The 15,488-nt window shown below is 63.0% G+C and carries 14 protein-coding genes and 1 tRNA gene; 6 read left to right on the top strand and 9 right to left on the bottom strand.

What is annotated here, in order from left to right; genetic code table 11:
* Positions 1–14 precede the first annotated feature (14 nt).
* Positions 15–1,082, bottom strand: coding sequence for a multiple monosaccharide ABC transporter substrate-binding protein (gene chvE, locus N1058_RS01775; RefSeq protein WP_265515758.1), 1,068 nt, complete (start codon positions 1,080–1,082; stop codon positions 15–17).
* A 138-nt stretch (positions 1,083–1,220) separates the two neighbouring features.
* On the opposite strand from chvE, the gene N1058_RS01780 reads away from it, so the two are divergent.
* Positions 1,221–2,192, top strand: coding sequence for a LysR family transcriptional regulator (locus N1058_RS01780; protein WP_265515759.1), 972 nt, complete (start codon positions 1,221–1,223; stop codon positions 2,190–2,192).
* A gap of 53 nt (positions 2,193–2,245) precedes the next feature.
* On the opposite strand, the gene N1058_RS01785 is transcribed toward N1058_RS01780, so the two are convergent.
* From N1058_RS01785 to N1058_RS01795, 3 genes are all read right to left on the bottom strand, one after another.
* Positions 2,246–3,067, bottom strand: a complete 822-nt coding sequence (locus N1058_RS01785) for an ATP-binding cassette domain-containing protein (RefSeq protein WP_265515760.1) — start codon at positions 3,065–3,067, stop codon at positions 2,246–2,248.
* A complete protein-coding gene (locus N1058_RS01790; protein WP_265515761.1) occupies positions 3,064–4,143 on the bottom strand; it encodes an ABC transporter permease in 1,080 nt (359 codons plus the stop codon). The genes N1058_RS01785 and N1058_RS01790 overlap by 4 nt, the downstream gene beginning before the upstream one ends.
* 181 nt (positions 4,144–4,324) lie before the next feature.
* Positions 4,325–5,359, bottom strand: a complete 1,035-nt coding sequence (locus tag N1058_RS01795; protein WP_420847928.1) for a sugar ABC transporter substrate-binding protein — start codon at positions 5,357–5,359, stop codon at positions 4,325–4,327.
* 193 nt (positions 5,360–5,552) lie between these two features.
* Here N1058_RS01795 and N1058_RS01800 point away from each other — a divergent pair, with 193 nt between their 5' ends.
* The 4 genes from N1058_RS01800 to N1058_RS01815 all read left to right on the top strand — a co-directional run bounded on the left by N1058_RS01800 (position 5,553) and on the right by N1058_RS01815 (position 8,468).
* Positions 5,553–6,794: an ROK family transcriptional regulator gene (locus N1058_RS01800; protein ID WP_420847922.1), complete on the top strand. Its 1,242-nt coding sequence runs from the start codon at positions 5,553–5,555 to the stop codon at positions 6,792–6,794.
* Between the two features lie 25 nt (positions 6,795–6,819).
* On the top strand, positions 6,820–7,749 hold the full coding sequence (locus N1058_RS01805) for a carbohydrate kinase family protein (protein WP_265515762.1): 930 nt from the start codon (positions 6,820–6,822) through the stop codon (positions 7,747–7,749).
* A gap of 81 nt (positions 7,750–7,830) precedes the next feature.
* Complete coding sequence (locus N1058_RS01810) at positions 7,831–8,112, top strand: toxin-antitoxin system TumE family protein (RefSeq protein ID WP_265515763.1); 282 nt, start codon at positions 7,831–7,833, stop codon at positions 8,110–8,112.
* Positions 8,109–8,468 (top strand): HVO_A0114 family putative DNA-binding protein, encoded by a 360-nt coding sequence (locus tag N1058_RS01815; protein ID WP_265515764.1) that lies wholly within the window; start codon positions 8,109–8,111, stop codon positions 8,466–8,468. Before N1058_RS01810 ends, N1058_RS01815 begins: the two co-directional genes overlap by 4 nt.
* A 46-nt stretch (positions 8,469–8,514) precedes the next feature.
* Here the strand turns inward: N1058_RS01815 and cysQ are convergent, their stop codons facing one another.
* The 4 genes from cysQ to N1058_RS01835 form a co-directional block, all read right to left on the bottom strand.
* Positions 8,515–9,339, bottom strand: a complete 825-nt coding sequence (gene cysQ / locus N1058_RS01820; protein WP_265515765.1) for a 3'(2'),5'-bisphosphate nucleotidase CysQ — start codon at positions 9,337–9,339, stop codon at positions 8,515–8,517.
* Complete coding sequence (gene cysN / locus N1058_RS01825; RefSeq protein WP_338040605.1) at positions 9,333–11,237, bottom strand: sulfate adenylyltransferase subunit CysN; 1,905 nt, start codon at positions 11,235–11,237, stop codon at positions 9,333–9,335. Before cysN ends, cysQ begins: the two co-directional genes overlap by 7 nt.
* Positions 11,238–11,247: 10 nt before the next feature.
* Positions 11,248–12,189, bottom strand: a complete 942-nt coding sequence (cysD, locus tag N1058_RS01830; protein ID WP_265515767.1) for a sulfate adenylyltransferase subunit CysD — start codon at positions 12,187–12,189, stop codon at positions 11,248–11,250.
* A gap of 146 nt (positions 12,190–12,335) precedes the next feature.
* Positions 12,336–13,463, bottom strand: a complete 1,128-nt coding sequence (locus N1058_RS01835) for a DegT/DnrJ/EryC1/StrS family aminotransferase (RefSeq protein ID WP_265515768.1) — start codon at positions 13,461–13,463, stop codon at positions 12,336–12,338.
* A 237-nt stretch (positions 13,464–13,700) separates the two neighbouring features.
* Between N1058_RS01835 and N1058_RS01840 the strand changes: the two genes are divergently transcribed.
* Positions 13,701–15,059, top strand: a complete 1,359-nt coding sequence (locus N1058_RS01840) for a phosphohexomutase domain-containing protein (protein WP_265515769.1) — start codon at positions 13,701–13,703, stop codon at positions 15,057–15,059.
* Between the two features lie 278 nt (positions 15,060–15,337).
* Here the strand turns inward: N1058_RS01840 and N1058_RS01845 are convergent.
* Positions 15,338–15,412 (bottom strand) — tRNA-Gln (locus N1058_RS01845).
* Positions 15,413–15,488 lie beyond the last annotated feature (76 nt).

A 15,488-nucleotide genomic window follows, 5' to 3' on the forward strand; every position in this document is an offset into this window, starting at 1 on the left:
CTGCCGGCCTCGTATTACTTGATCTGGTCGATCTGGTAATAACCGCTACCGATCAGGACTTCTTCCCAATTGCTGGCATCGACCAGCACCGGCTCGAGCAGGTAGGACGGCACGACCTTGACGCCGTTGTCATAGGTCTCGGTGTCGTTGATCTCCGGCTCGCCACCCTGCAGCAAGGCGTCGACCATGCCGACGGTGACGCCGGCCAGCTCACGGGTATCCTTGAAGATGGACGAATACTGCTCGCCGGCGAGGATCGACTTCACCGACGGAACCTCGGCATCCTGACCGGACACGATGGGCATCTTAAGATCGCCCGAGCCGTAGCCCACGCCCTTGAGCGAGGAAAGGATGCCGATGGACAGGCCGTCATAGGGCGAAAGAACGCCGTGCACCTGCTTGTCCGTGTAGTAGGCGGACAGAAGGTTGTCCATGCGCGACTGGGCAACCGCGCCGTCCCAGCGCAGCGTGCCGACCGTGTCCATGCCTTCCTGACCGGAAACGATTGCGATCTCGCCGGCATCGATCAGCGGCTGAAGCACCGACATGCCGCCATTGTAGAAGAAATAGGCGTTGTTATCGTCGGGCGAGCCGCCGAACAGTTCCACGTTCCATGGCTTCTGATCGGGGAAACGATCCTTCAGGCCGGCCACCAGCGAGCTCGCCTGCTGCACGCCAACCTGGAAATTGTCGAAGGTGGCATAGTAATCGACATATTCGCTGTCGCGGATGAGCCGGTCGTAGGCGATCACCTTGATGTCCGCCGCATTGGCGTTTTCGAGCGCATTGGAAAGCGTCGTGCCGTCGATGGCGGCGATGACCAGAACATTGACGCCCTTGGTGATCATGTTCTCAATCTGCGCGAGCTGGTTCGGGATATCGTCTTCGGCATACTGCAGGTCGGTCTTGTAGCCGGCTTCTTCGAACTGCTTGACCATGGACTCACCGTCCGAAATCCAGCGGGCGGAGGATTTGGTTGGCATGGCGATGCCGACATAACCCTTGTCCTGTGCCTGCGCGGCGCCTGCGAACACGGCAGCACCCAGCGCAAGCGACGTGAAAATCGCTGTAAGTTTTCGCATTTACTTTCCTCCCAGGCCCTCCAGCACGGTTCTTTGGCCGCGCTCGGGCAAGTCTCTTTGAGTGAACGGATCTCCCCGATCCACGAACAGACTAGGGAGATGTTACATACCAATCAAATTCATTTTGCGCTTAACTACATGCCTATATTGGTATACCTGTCAGAGATGCTCACCGACGCCGCCGCCAAGCTCAAGCTCACCCATTTCCGCCTCATCGCGGCGGTCGCCGAGCACGGCCAGCTCAGCACCGCCGCCTCCATGCTTGCCATGACGCAGCCGGCGGCATCGCGGATGCTGACCCAGATCGAGGCGATCGTCGGCGCCAGGCTTTTCGAGCGGCACGCAAAGGGGATGGAACTGACCGATCTCGGCCAGGTCATCGCGCGCCGCGCCGAAGCGCTGCTGAGCCAGGTACGCAACACCATGCAGGAGATCGACGAGTTCAAGCTCGGCAAGGGTGGACGGGTAAGGGTCGGCGCTGTCACGGGTGCGGCGGTCGGCTATGTCATGCCGGCCATCCACAAGCTCAAGGCGGGCTCACCCCATGCCGACGTGCATATCGACGTCGCCCCCAGCGATGCGCTGATACGGGAACTGTCGGCGGGCAATTTCGATTTCGTCCTCGGCCGCATTCCCCACCCTTACGATCCCCGCCATTTCACCATTGCGCGCGGACGCGGCGAAGTCGTCGAACTGCTCGTGCGCAAGGACCACCCGCTGGCGGCCATCCCTTCCCTGTCCATCCGTGCGTTGAGCGACTATGAATGGGTGATGCAGACGCTCGGCACGCCCCTGCGGGCAGCCGTTGAAACGGCCTTCATGGAAGCAGGGGCACCGCTGCCGCAGAACATCATCAACACCACCTCGCTCCTGGCGATGATCGCGCTGCTGATGACCTCCGACGCCATCGCCCCGCTCTCCCGCGAGGTTGCCGAACTGCTCGGCGGCAACAATGGCGGTCTCGGGCTGGCGCGCCTGCCCGTGGACGTGCCGATCGTCGTCACGCCGTACCACCTTCTCTCGCTGAAGAGTCGGGCGCTGTCGCCGCTTGCGGCGCGGCTTCACGCGCTTGTAACAACCGAGTTGGCACGGAGCGCCGCGGAGAGTTGACGAGCGGTCATCAACCGGACTGAAGGCGGCAGCAGTAAACCGCAACTGCAGAACTATGCCGCCATGGCCTCGGCGGGCGGTTCCTTGGCTCCCGTCATGAAGGCTACCGCATCGGACATCGTATATTCCTTCGGGTCGATCACGCAGAGCCTGCGGCCGAGCCTGTGGACGTGGATGCGGTCGGCGACTTCGAAGACATGCGGCATATTATGCGAGATGAGCACGATCGGCATGCCACGCGCCTTTACGTCCTGGATCAGCTCCAGCACACGGCGCGATTCCTTCACGCCGAGCGCGGCTGTCGGCTCGTCCATGACGATCACCTTGGAGCCGAAGGCGGCGGCGCGCGCCACCGCCACGCCCTGTCTCTGGCCGCCAGACAGCGTTTCCACCGCCTGGCCGATATTCTGAATGGTCATGAGACCGAGATCGCTGAGTTTCTGGCGCGCCTGCCGTTCCATCGCCTCGCGGTCCAGCGCCCGGAACCAGCGCCCCATGAATCCCGGCTTGCGCAACTCCCGGCCCAGAAACATGTTGTCGGCGATGGAAAGGGCCGGCGAAAGGGCAAGCGTCTGGTAGACGGTCTCGATGCCGTGTTCGCGGGCCTCCAGCGGGGAGCGGAAGCTGACCGGTTTTCCGTCCAGCCTGATTTCGCCCTCGTCGGGGCGGATCGCCCCGGAGATGGCCTTGATCAGGGTGGTCTTGCCGGCGCCGTTGTCGCCGATCACGGCCAGTACCTCGCCTGCGTAAAGGTCGAAGTCGGCGTGGTTGAGAGCCACGACCCGGCCGTAATGCTTGACCAGGCCGCGCGCGGTGAGAACGGCTTGGGCCGAGGATTGGGCCAAGGGTTGGGCCAGGGGTTGGGAATGAGTCATGCCGACACCTTTCTGATCCATTGATCCATCGCAACGGCGATGATGGTTAGCCAGCCGATGGCGAAAACCTGCCAAAGCACGTCGACGCCGGCAAGCCGGAGGCCGGAGTTGAACACGCCGACGATCAGCGCGCCGACCAGCGGACCGATGATCGAGCCGCGCCCGCCGAAGAGCGAGATGCCGCCGATCACCACGGCAGTGATGGACTGCAGGTTTGCTTCCTGGAAGCTTTGCGGCGAGACCGAGCCGACGCGGCCGATGGCCGCCCAGGCGCCGATGGCGCAGACGAGGCCCGCCGCGGCATAGACCTGCACCAGCGTGCGGTCGGTGCGAATGCCCGAAAGCTCGGCCGCTTCCTTGTCGTCGCCCACCGCATAGACATGCCTGCCCCATGCCGTGCGGTTGAGCACGTACCAGAGCACGGCGAAGATCAGCACCATCAGAATGGAGCCGAAAGTGAATTGCGCACCGCCGATACGGACGCTCTCGCCGAAAAACTTCAGCAGCGGCGCGGTGGCGTCGATGTCCTGGCTGCGGATCGACTGGGCGCCGGAAAGCCACAGATTGAGCGCAAAGAAGATGTTCCAGGTGCCGAGCGTCACAATGAAAGGCGGCAGCTTCACGCGTGTGACGAAGAAGCCGTTGAGCATGCCGGCGAGCGTGCCGCAGATAAAACCGATACCTATCGCCAAAGGCGTGGGCACGCCCATATTGACGGCGAGATTGCCCATGATGACGGAAACCAGCACCATGCTCGCGCCGACCGAAAGATCGATGCCGGCGGTCAGGATGACGAGGCTTTGGGCGGCCGCGAGAATGCCGATGATCGACACCTGCTGCATGATCAGGGACAGGTTGAACGCACTGAAGAAATTGCCGCCGGCAATCACCCCGAAAGCAGCGACGCTCAGCAGCAGCACGATGATCGGCACCATCGTCGGGTTGGCGTGCAGGAAATGCTGCAGGCGGTCGACGAAAGTCTTCTCGTGGCCCTCGAAGCTGGCCACTTGAGCGTCGCTGCCGTTCAGGCCATTTTCGAAGTCCTGTTTGCGGCGCGCCGCATCCGCATCGCTCATGATCGTTCCTCCCATCATTTCGCCGGTGCGTTCACCGGCGCCGGTCCATCGAGCGGCAAGAGGCCGCCGCTCGTGCCACGATGAATTCTACGCGCGAATTCCGCCGGAGATCGAATTTCTTTTGCATTACGCGGGACGGCCGTGGGCCATCCCGCGCATTTACTGGCAGATCAGGCCTGCCTCAGCCCCAGCAGCGCTCCAGCCCCTCGTCGGAACTGATCGACTCCACGCCCTCCACAGGTTGATCGGTGACCAGCGTCACGCCTGTGTTGAAGAAGTCGAGCCCGGGAGACGGCTCGGGCAGCTCGCCGGTCTCGGCATATTTGGCGATCGCCTCGACGCCGAGCGACGCCATGAGCAGCGGATATTGCTGCGAGGTCGCGCCAATGATGCCTTCCTTGACGTTCTGGACGCCCGGGCAGCCGCCGTCGACAGAGACGATCAGCACGCCCTCGGTTTTCCCGAAGGACGACAGGGCCTCATAGGCGCCGGCCGCGGCGGGCTCGTTGATCGTGTAGACGACATTGATGTCCGGATCTCTCTGGAGCAGGTTTTCCATGGCCTCGCGGCCGCCCTCCTCATTGCCGCTTGTCACGTCGTTGCCCACGATGCGGGCATCGTCCTCATCCCCGATCATGTTCGGGTCCTTGGTATCGATGCCGAAACCCGTGAGGAAGCCCTGGTCGCGCAGCACGTCCACTGAAGGCTGGCTAGGCGAAAGATCGAGCAAAGCGATCTTGGCGTTCGCCGCCTCGTCGCCCAGGGTCTTCGCAGCCCACTGGCCAACCAGCTCGCCGGCCTTGAAGTTGTCGGTGGCGAAAGTGGCGTCGGCCGCATCGATGGGCTCGAGCGGCGTGTCGAGCGCGATGACCAGAAGCCCGGCATCGCGCGCTTTCTTGACCGCCGGCACGATGGCCTTGGTGTCGGACGCCGTGAGCAGGATGCCCTTGGCGCCGGAGACGATGCAGGTTTCGATGGCCTGCACCTGGGTCTCATGGTCGCCGTCGACCTTGCCGGCATAGGTCGACAGACTGATGCCCAGCTCTTCGGCCTTGGCGGTCGCGCCCTCTCTCATCTTGACGAAGAAGGGATTGATATCTGTCTTGGTGATGAGGCACGCTCCGACATCCTGGGCCGAAGCCGGCTGTACCAGGCCGAGAAAGCCCGCGCCGGCAATTGCGAGCGCGGCTGTCTTGAGTGCGGTTGTCTTGAGCAACGAATGTTTGTTCACGGTAATCCTCCCGAAAAATCTCGATGACGCCCGCGAGCGCCACGAACACGCCGTACGGCCAGCCCGTCAGCGTTATTCAACAAAACAAAAAGCGGTGACGCCTGTCAATAGATAAATCACTCTTATTTATTTATTGACAGGCGCCTTTTGCAAAGGGCATTCTTCATATAGAGGCGGCATGGGAGGAGATGAGGGCGTGGAAGGTTCGATACGGACCGGCGATAGTCCGGGTTCCCCGCGACAGAATCTGGGCACCAACCAGAGCGGCATGCGCGACTTCAACGAGCGCCTGGTGATGTCCCTGCTGCGTCAGCACGGAAGCATGGCCAAGACCGAGATCGCGCGCACGACCGGCCTTTCGGCGCAAACGGTTTCAGTGATCGTGCGCAGCCTGGAGGCGGACGCCCTTTTGGTTCGTGGCAGCCCGCAACGCGGCAAGGTGGGTCAGCCATCCATCCCCATGAGCCTCAACCCCGACGGCGCCTATTTCTTCGGCCTCAAGATCGGGCGGCGCAGTTCCGAGCTCGTGCTGATCGATTTTCGCGGCACGATCCGGCGGATGCGCCAGCACTCCTATGCTTGGCCGACGCCGGAAGAGACCATCGCCTTCGTGATGGACGACATCGCGCAGCTTCGCGACAGCGAGGATCGCGCGGTCTGGAATCGCATCGGCGGGCTCGGCGTCGCCATGCCCTTCGAACTTTGGAACTGGGCGGATGCGGCCGGCGCACCCCCGGGGGCCATGGACGGCTGGCGCAAGTTCGATATGCGCCGTGAGCTTTCCAGCCGATGTCCTTTCCCGGTCTATCTGCAGAACGACGGGACTTCGGCATGCGGCGCGGAGCTGGTGTTCGGCACACCGCTCAAACAATGCGACTTCATCTATTTCTACATCGGCGCGTTCGTCGGCGGCGGGATCGCGCTCGGCGGACGCCTGTTCGGCGGCCGCACCGGCAATGCTGGCGCGCTGGGATCGATGCCGGTGCCCGGCCCCGGCGGCAAGACCCGCCAGCTCATCGACGTCGCTTCGATAAGCGTCCTGGAGAAGGCGCTGGTAGCCCGCGGACGCGAGGCCCAGCATCTTTGGACCGCGCCCGACGATTGGGGTGATCTCGGCGAGGACCTGGACCGCTGGATGGAGGGCACCGCCGAGGGGCTGGCCGACGCGATCATCGCGGCGGCCGCCGTGATCGACTTCGAAGAATCCATCATCGAGGGCTGGATGCCCCTTTCGGTGCGCTCGGAGATCGTCCGCCGCACGAGAGGGTTCCTGCAAACCAAGGACTCCGAAGGGCTCAGCCTTCCCGATGTGCGCGAGGGCACGGTCGGCAAACACGCGCGCGCGCTGGGCGGCGCCAGCCTGCCTCTGGCCGAGCGTTTCCTGGTGGGTGCGCCGTCAAGTCCCGCGTATTCGCTCTGACACCACCCTTGTGAAAGGAAGCCGCATGATCCTTTGTTGCGGAGAAGCGCTGATCGACATGTTGCCGCGCAAGACGGAAGGCGGTGAAACCGGCTTCGTGCCCTATCCCGGCGGGTCGGTCTTCAACACCGCCATCGCCCTTGCCCGGCTCGGCGTTCCCACCGGCTTCTTCTCCGGCCTTTCGCGCGATCTCTTCGGCCGGCAACTCTGCCGGAGCCTTGAGGAAAGCCGGGTCGATATTTCTCCCGCACGGATCAGCGACCGACCCACGACGCTCGCCTTTGTCAGCCTGTCCGGCGGGCAGGCAAGCTATCATTTCTACGATGAGAACTCTGCCGGCCGCATGCTCACGTCTGCCGACCTGCCGATGCTGGGCGATGACGTGCCTGCCCTGCTCTTCGGCGGCATCAGCCTGGTGAGCGAGCCTTGCGGGAGTACCTATGAGACGATGATGGAGCGGGCGGCCACCAGCCGCGTCTCAATGCTCGACCCCAATATCCGCCCCGCCTTCATCGCCGACGGGGAAGCCCACCGGAGCCGGATGCGGCGCATGATGGGCCTGGCGGACATCATCAAGATTTCCGAGGAAGATCTGGCCTGGCTGGGCGGCTTCGACAGGATCGAAGCCGCCGCGCGGGCATATCTGTCCCATGGCGCCAAACTGGTGATCGCTACAAAGGGAGGCGAAGGCGCGCACGGCTTCTGGAGCGGTGGCTCAGTGTTCGAGCCTCCCTTGAAGGTCGATGTCGTGGATACCGTCGGCGCCGGCGATTCCTTCAACGCCGCCATTCTCGCCTGGCTCCACGAGGCCGGCAGGCTGACCAAGGATCACCTTGCCGCGCTCGATGAGCAGGCCGTACGCGAGGCGCTGTCTTTCGCAACCCGCGTCGCCGCCGTCACCGTGTCGCGCGCCGGCGCAAACCCGCCGCGCCGGGACGAACTGGGCGGGGGTTGAGCGTCTATCTCTTTTCAATAGCCGGTCAGCAGACGTCGTCATGATTAACAACATCCGGTGGGCGTTGTTACTAATAACAACATGAAGGCGGAGCTGATTGAGAAATCACGAACCGTGATCGATGACTCGGCCTTTTTCGAGGTCGTCTTGTGGCACCTGCCCGCCCCGGTCCCCGGCAGCGAACATCCGTTCAAATGCAGGCTGGCGCTGGTGGTAAACGACGAATGCGTCCTGCGCTACGACAACGAGCGCGGCAAGGGCGATCACCGGCACCTCGGAAATTGCGAGGAACCTATCGAATTCACCTCGCTCAGAGCCCTGTTTGATGCCTTCCACGCCGATATGGAAAGGATACTCCAATGAACACATTGACCGTACGCCTGAGTACCATGGCCGATATCAAGGCTCGTTTTGTCGAGGCTGGAGAACGCGCCCTCGCGGGTAAGGCCGTCGAAGCCACCTCCACGCTGAATTTCGCCAGTTACGATGACATGCACAAGGTCCTGGCACCCTCCCGCCTCGCCATAGTCAAGACGCTGGCTGGGCAGGGGCCCTTGTCGATCCGTGAAGTCGCGCGCAGGGTCAAGCGCGATGTGCAGGCCGTGCATCGGGACGTGACTTTGCTCGTCAATACGGGAGTCATCGACCGCACCGAAAAGGGGGTCGAGTTCCCCTATGACAACATCCATTTCGAATTCGATGTGAGCGCGGCAGCCTGATCAACTGGAAAGGCCGGGTTCCAACGACCCACCCTTTTCAGCCGGGCTAGCCTGTTGCCCCCTCGGCGATAAAAAACGGATTTGCAAAGGCCTTGACGCCATCGGCGCCCTTCGGCCCGTAGGTGAAGGGACTGCCGTCGAGATTGAGCGTTCTTCCGCCGGCGGCGCGCAGGACGGCGTCGCCCGCCGCGGTGTCCCACTGCATGGTGGGGCCGAAGCGGGGGTAGAGGTCGGCATCGCCGCGCGCCATGATGCAGAATTTGAGGGACGAGCCCACCGAGACGGTCTCTGCGCCCGGATGGCGGGCAATGAATTCCTCGGTTTCCGGCGTCAGGTGCGACCGGCTGGCGACGATGCGGGGCGGCCGGCGCATGGTCTCGGCGCGGATTTGCCGGCGGTCCGTCAGCGTCTTCCCATCGCGGCAACGGGCTTCGAACGCCGCGCCCGGCTGTCCGGCGTAGAGCAGCCCCTGCGCAGGCGCGTAGACCACGCCCAACACCGGCGCCCCGGCGCGCACGAGCGCGATGTTCACCGTGAAGTCCGGCCGACGGTTGATGAATTCGCGCGTGCCGTCCAGGGGATCGACCAGCAGGAAGCCGTCATCGCCGCATACCGGTATCACGCCGCCCGATGCCGCCTCCTCCGAGACGCAAGGCGTGCCGACCGGCAGCCGCGCCAGCCCGGCGAGGATGATTGCCTCAGCCTCGCGATCCGCCTCGGTCACCGGCGATGAATCGGCCTTTTCCTCGACCGCGACACCAGCCTCATAGTGGCGCATGATCGCCGCGCCGGCTTCAACGGCGAGTTCTTCGAACAGGCTCAGCAGCGCTGCATCGTCACCCGTTGCATCCGTCTTCGAAACGGTCAGCAATAGCCCTTCTCCCGCAGCCAGGCTTCCAGCTCGTCGACGAGCTCTTCCGGTTCCCGGCCGACGGTGCGCAGATGAATATCCGCCCGTTCCGGTTCCTCATAGGGCGAATCGACGCCCGTGAAGTTCTTGATCTCGCCCTTGAGCGCCCTTGCGTAGAGCCCCTTGGGGTCGCGCTTGGCGCACTCCTCGAACGGTGTGTCGACGAACACCTCGACGAATTCGCCATCCGGCATCATGTCGCGCGCCATGCGTCGTTCGGCCCGGAAAGGAGAGATGAACGAGACCAGCACGATCAGCCCCGCATCCGCCATCAGCTTGGCGACCTCGGAGACGCGACGGATATTCTCCACCCGGTCCTCCTCGGTGAAGCCGAGATCGCGGTTCAGCCCGTGGCGCACATTGTCGCCATCGAGGATGTAGGTGTGCCGGCCGCTTACATGCAGTTTCTTTTCCAGAAGATTGGCGATGGTCGACTTGCCGGAGCCCGAAAGCCCCGTGAACCACAGGACCGCAGGCTTTTGATGCTTCTGCTCGGCCCGCGACACCTTGGTTACGTCCAGCGCCTGCCAATGAATATTGGCCGCACGGCGCAAGGGGTGCAGGATCATGCCGGCGCCGACCGTGGCATTGGTCAGGCGGTCGATCAGAACGAATGAGCCGGTGGTGCGGTTTTCCGCGAACGTGTCGAAGGCAACCGGCGCCTGCAGTGAGAAATTGCACACGCCGACCTCGTTCAGGTCGAGGCACTTGGCCGCCTCATGCGCAAAATTGTGGATATTCACCCGGTGCTTGAGATGGCTGACCGTGGCGCTGACCTCGTCCGTCTCGGTGCGCAGAATATACATGCGTCCCGGCATCAGCGGATGCTCGTCGAACCAGACCACATTGGCGGCCAGCTGATCGGCCACATGGGGCCGTGCGTCGGGCGCCACCAGCATGTTGCCGCGCGAGACTTCGATCTCGTCCTCGAGCACCAGGGTGACGGCTTCGCCCTCGCCCGCCCGCTCGCGGTCGCCGTCATAGGTGGCGATGCGCTTGACCCGCGACGGCTTGCCGGACTTGGCCACGACGACCGCATCCCCGACCGCGATCTCGCCCGAGGCGACCGTGCCGGCGAAACCCCGGAAATTCAGGTTGGGCCGGTTCACATATTGCACGGGAAAGCGGAACGGCTTCTCGCGAAGATCGCTCTCCACATCCAGCGTTTCCAGATAGGAGATCAACGACTGCCCGGTATACCAGGGAGTGTTGGCGGAAGGCCGGGTGACGTTGTCGCCATAGCGGGCCGACATGGGAATGGGCTGAACGGTGGCAAAGCCCAGATCCTTCGCGAAGGCTTCGTAGTCCGCCACGATGCCGGCGAACACTGCCTCGTCGAAATCCACCAGATCGATCTTGTTGACCGCCAGCACGACGTGCCGGATGCCAAGCAGCGAGGCGATGATCGAGTGACGGCGCGTCTGCGGCAGGATGCCCTGGCGCGCGTCGACCAGCACGACGGCAACATCCGCCGTGGAAGCACCCGTCGCCATGTTGCGCGTGTATTGCTCATGGCCTGGCGTATCGGCAACAATGAATTTGCGCTTGGGTGTGGCGAAGAAGCGGTAGGCGACATCGATGGTGATGCCCTGCTCGCGCTCGGCCTCCAGCCCGTCGACCAGAAGCGCCAGGTCGATATCCTCGCCGGTCGTGCCGTGCTTTTTCGAATCCTTCTCAAGCGTGGCAAGCTGGTCCTCGAAGATCAGCTTGGTGTCGTAGAGCAGCCGACCGATAAGGGTCGACTTGCCGTCATCGACAGAGCCACAGGTCAGAAACCGCAGGAGCGTCTTGTTCTCCTGCAGCGCCAGATAATCGCGAATGCCGCTGGCTTCCACCTCGCGGGGAATGGTTTCGGTCACGTCTAACACCTCAGAAATACCCCTCGCGCTTCTTTTTCTCCATCGAGCCGGCCTCGTCCTTGTCGATGGCCCGGCCCTGACGCTCCGAGGTGCGCGCCGTCAGCATCTCGGCGACGATGGCCTCCAGCGTATCGGCCGAAGATTCGATCGCGCCGGTCAGCGGATAGCAGCCCAGCGTACGGAAGCGCACCATGCGTTCTTCAACCTTCTCGCCCGGCAAGAGCTGCATCCTATCATCGTCCACCATGATGGTCATGCCGTCGCGCTCCACAACCGGGCGCTTCTTGGCGAAATAGAGCGGGACGATCGGAATGTCCTCCTGAAGGATGTACTGCCAGATGTCGAGCTCGGTCCAGTTGGACAGCGGAAACACGCGAATCGATTCTCCTTGCGCGACGCGCGTATTGTAGGTCTTCCACATCTCCGGACGCTGGTTCTTGGGGTCCCAGCCATGCGCCTTGGTGCGGAAGGAGAAGATGCGCTCCTTGGCACGCGACTTTTCCTCGTCCCGGCGTGCACCGCCGAACGCCGCGTCGAAGCCGTGTTTGTCGAGCGCCTGGCGCAGCGCCACCGTCTTCATCACATGGGTATGGACATTGGAACCGTGGCTGAAAGGACCGATGCCCTCGCGCACGCCGTCCTCGTTGATATGGACCAGAAGGTCGAAGCCGAGCTCCCGCGCCATGCGGTCGCGGAACGCGATCATCTCGCGGAATTTCCAGGTCGTATCCACATGCAGAAAGGGAAAGGGCGGCTTGCCCGGATGGAATGCCTTCATCGCCAGATGAAGCAGCACGGAAGAATCCTTGCCGATCGAATACAGCATGACCGGCTTCGAGAACGTCGCCGCCACCTCGCGCATGATGTGGATCGCTTCGGCCTCAAGCCGCTGAAGGTGCGATAAGGTCGCCGGCATCTTGTACTCCACTTGTGCGCGAGCTGACGCCAGCATCCGCGCTTTGATTTGGAGGGAAACTACAATGCCCGTCACACCGCTCTCAAGGGGGGCAAAACCAACCTTCGGTCACTGGGTAAGCGTTCTTTGCGTCTTTTGGAGCGGGGGCGGAAAGTTGTTTCTCTCTTCTTCCTCTCGTGTCGTTACCTGGACGCCCGACTGGCGCCCTCGCGCACCGCGTCGATGACGCGGTCCTGATCCGAATGCGACAGATAGGGATGCATGGGCAGGCAAAGAATGCGCTCGGGCAGGCTCTCCGAAACAGGCAGACCGGCCGGCGTACGCGGATAGGTGCTATAGGCATCCTGCACATGCAGCGGGCGCTCATAATAGATCACCGAGGGGATGCCCTTCTCGGAAAGATGCGCCCGCACGGCATCACGGGCGGGCACCTCGATGGCGTATTGCGCCCATGCGGAACGGTTTCCGGCGGCGATGCGCGGCACCTTGACCAGATCGCCCAGGCCCTCCGCATAGCGGTTCGCCACGTTCTGACGCAGATCCATTTCCTCGGCCAGCAGGCCCAGCTTCTCGATCAGGATGGCGGCCTGGATCGTGTCCAGGCGTGAATTCAGGCCGATGCGCACATTGTCGTACTGGCTCTTGCCCTTGCCGTGAAAGGCGATCGACCGCAGCTTCTCGGCAAGATCGTCGTCATTGGTGAACATCGCGCCGCCGTCGCCGTAGCAGCCCAGGGGCTTGGCGGGATAGAAGCTGGTGCCCGCCACGTCGCCGAACGCGCCGCACATCGTATTGCCGGAGGACCCGCCCGTCGCCTGCGCGGCGTCCTCGATGACGAAAAGCCCCTCCCGCGCGGCAATGCGCGAGATCGTCTGATAATCCGCCGCAAGGCCGAACAGATCGACCGGAATGATCGCCTTGGGCGTAAGGTCCGTCTCCTCCCGCACATGGCGGATTGCCGCTTCGAGACTCGAAGTGTCGATGTTGTAGGTGTCGGGATCGATGTCGACGAACACCGGCGAAGCGCCCGCAAGGGCAACCACTTCCGCCGTCGCGGCGAATGTGAAGCTGGGGCAGAAGACGGCATCGCCGGGGCCGATACCCATCGCCATCAACGGGATCAGCAGCGCGTCGGTGCCGTTGGCGCAGGCCACCACGTGCCGGACGCCCATATATTCGGCCAATTGCTGCTCGAATTCGGCAACTTCCGGTCCCAATATATAGCGGCCTTCGGCCAATACCTTGGCCAACCGCTTCTCCAGCCTGGTCTGGATGCGCTCGCGCTGGGCGCCGAGATCGATAAACTGCATTTGGCTTCCTACCTTGCGGCGCGCTGCCGGGCCTTCAACAGACCGCTGAATAGGCGGGCCAGAGAATTTTCGCAACATGAGGGAACGTTCAATCTATCGGCAGCATTGTCACAGCCGGTGATCGGCGAAGAAGCGCCGTGATTTGCTTTGCCATAATTTCACATCTAACAGAATGGATAGTACAGGGCATCCGGCGGCCGCGATTGGCCGCATTTCCAACTCAGGAGAAGGACAGGCATGGGCGCTCCTTTCAAGGCGTATGACGTTCGCGGCCAAATTCCACAGGAACTCAACGTTCCCTTCGCCTATCGTTTTGCCCAGGCGACGAAGGCCTCGCTCGGCACCAACTCGGTCGTTCTGGGGCACGACATGCGCCTCGACAGTCCCGCCCTGGCACAGGCGCTGGCGCAGGGCTTTCTCGACAGCGGCGTGGACGTGCTGCCGGTCGGCCAGTGCGGCACCGAAGAGGTCTATTTCCACACCGCGCGCTCCGGCGCGGATGCCGGACTGATGGTGACGGCGAGCCACAATCCGATCGATTACAACGGCATCAAGATGGTGCTGAAGGGCGCGGCCGCCGCAACGCCCGACAACGCCTTCAACGCCATCGAGAAGCTGTTGCGCTCGGACACGCTTTTTGAAACCGCCAACAGCTACACCGAGCGCGGCGTGCTTCACGAAACATGCGACCGCCAGGCCTATATCGAGCGGCTTCTGGCGGAAGTGGCCGGACAGGACCTCAAGCCGCTGAAGATCGTCTGCCACGCCGGCAATGGCTGCGCCGGCCCGGTGATCGACCTTCTGGAACGGTACCTGCCCTTCACCTTCATCAAGGTCGATCACGAGCCCGATCCCCGTCTGCCCAACGGCATACCGAACCCTCTTCTGCCGGAAAAGCGCGAGAAAGCCAGCCGCGCCGTCGTCGAGCACGGCGCGGACCTTGCCATCGCCTGGGACGGCGATTTCGACCGCTGCTTCCTCTATGATCACCAGGGCCGCTTCGTGGAGGGCTATTACCTCGTCGGCATGATCGCCAAGCACATGCTGGAAAAGGCGCCGGGCGGCACCATCCTCTACGATCCGCGACTGACCTGGAACACGATCGACGTGGTCGAGGCGGCCGGCGGCGTCGCCAAGCCGTGCCGTACGGGCCACGCCTATTTCAAGCAGATTATGCGCGAGGAGAACGCCATCTATGGCGGCGAGATGAGCGCGCACCACTATTTCCGGGATTTCAGCTACTGCGATTCGGGCATGCTGGCGTGGCTTGCCGTCGTCTCGGAACTGTCGGCCTCAGGCGCCAGATTGGCCGACGTCCTGGAAGAAAGGATCGCCAAATTCCCATGCTCGGGCGAGATCAACTTCACCGTCAACGACGCCAAAGGCGCGCAGGAGAAGGTGGCCGAGCACTACCAGCGGCTGAACCCTGAGCTCGAAACGATCGACGGCCTCGGCATGGTCTTCGACAACTGGCGCTTCAACCTGCGCGCATCCAACACCGAACCGCTCCTGAGGCTCAACGTGGAAACCCGCGGCGACAAGGCTCTGCTGGAGGCCAAGGTGGACGAGCTGCGCGGGCTGATCGAGGGCAGTTGAGCTGGCTGAGGCGGCGGATCGCCGTTCACCGAAGCTGACCGACGCGCCGAAAGCAGCGCATGGCTGACGATCTTCGCCGACCTACCAAAAGCCCGCCGCTCGCACGGCGGGCTTTTTCATACCCGCGATCTTCGCCAGCCCGCCCGCCTCGCCTTCCGAACAGAACCAGCGTTCGCCATGGCGCAGGGAACCACTCGACAACACCGTCGGGCCGAAAGTATTACCTATGTCTCAAGAATAAAACGTGACCTACGTGTCCCGAACGGGCCAACAGACCTTGGCTGGGGCGGCAGGATTCGAACCTGCGAATGGCGGCACCAAAAGCCGCTGCCTTACCGCTTGGCGACGCCCCAACTCGGGTCGGGTGTCCGGCAGGCCGACCGCCGGACGAAGCCCCTATAAAGATTCTGCGGATGAAGCGCAACGGCG

Origin of the sequence: Nitratireductor luteus, from assembly GCF_026162365.1 — a bacterium.
Lineage (GTDB): Bacteria > Pseudomonadota > Alphaproteobacteria > Rhizobiales > Rhizobiaceae > Chelativorans > Chelativorans luteus.